Raw genomic sequence first — 1472 nt, forward strand, 5'->3', positions numbered from 1 at the left:
GCTTCAAAATGCGGTGCTAATCCGTAGAAGAGCTCAGTATTCGGAGTCAGTGAGAATGGAGGTTGTTCAAAACCAAAATGAGCTTGGTACATCGATGCTCACCTCTATGACTCATAGACAACAGATACAGAAAGATTACTCTTCATCCGGGAACCACTGCTGCAGAAGATCGCGCGAACGCTCAAGCTCACTCTGCCATGTATTAACGCCAACAATGGTCGGTTTAAGTAAGATCACCAATTCTGTTTTCTGTGTCAGTTGACTGGTGTTACGGAACAGGTGACCTAGAGCAGGGATATCACCAAAGAATGGGACTTTAGACGTTACATCGCTGACGTTAGACTTCATCAAGCCACCAATCACAACCACATCGCCGTTACGAGCACGGATCACTGAGTCAGACTCACGGATCGAGCTTCTTGCTAGCGGCAGTTCGACGGTACCGGTGGTTGAACCAAGGTTAAGAGATTTGGTCTCTTCGCTCACATCGATAACCGCTGGGTGAACGTGAAGGAACACGTTGCCGGTGTCATCAATCTGCGGTGTTACGTCCAGTGAGATACCTGAGAAGAACGGTGTTAACTCAACCTCTGGCGCTACGTTAGCGTTGTCACCACTGCCCACGGCACTGGATAGGTCGGTTACGTAATACTCATCCGTACCCACTTTGATCACAGCTTTTTGGTTGTTCGATGCGGTTACGCGTGGGCTAGAAAGCACGCTTAGGTCACCCTGAGTGCCCATGAAGCTCAACACCCCCTCGAAGCTACCACCGGATAGCACGATGTTCGATTGACCACCCAATAGCGCACCAACAGGATCAAGCCCTGGGAGCGTCACTGGTGTAATCGCACCAGCCGTATCTTTCACGATATTGCCGGTACCTATGGTGTAGTTGGTACCGTTAGATGAGAACATCTTGGTCCAGTTAATCCCTTGTTGGTAACCATCGCTCAATGTCACTTCTAAAATCTTGGCTTCTAGAATCACTTGACGTTGTAAGCGCTCTTGAGAAATACCTAAGAACTGGCGAACCTCACGAATCTCATCAGGGTATGCACGAACAGTGATCACACTCGCTTGTGGTGTCACCACCACGCTTTGACCATCACCGCTGCCAATCAAATGCATCACTGCGGCTTCAAGCTGTGGCCAAAAATCGCTTTCTGAGGTTGTTTCTATCTCAGTACCGCCCGTCGAAGAAGAGGAGTTCGAAGAGTTTGACGAGGAATTTGAGTTAGAACTTGAGCTCGAAGTGCTTGATGAACTCGAGTCTGAGTTAGTAATCGTACCGGTTGTAATCGTCGTCAAAGAGCGACCCGCGCGCTTCAATTGCAGATAATCAACTGGGATCGTGACCGTGCGTAGACCTGCAGGGAAGATCTGGATAACCTTTCCACGTTTCTCAATGTCGTAACCGTACAGGTCTTGTACCACTGCCAAAACTTCATCGAGCGTTACATCGGTTAGGT

1 protein-coding gene and 1 pseudogene are annotated in these 1472 nt (G+C 49.0%); both read right to left on the reverse strand.

The features are described from left to right. Positions 1 to 92: pseudogene (locus KIV40_RS32380) on the reverse strand (MSHA biogenesis protein MshM); the annotation flags it as partial. A 43-nt stretch (positions 93 to 135) separates the two neighbouring features. Next, positions 136 to 1472 (reverse strand): pilus (MSHA type) biogenesis protein MshL (mshL, locus tag KIV40_RS32385; protein WP_285353454.1); only part of this gene is annotated, 1337 nt, incomplete at its 5' end.

It is taken from the genome of Vibrio sp. D173a (assembly GCF_030248475.1).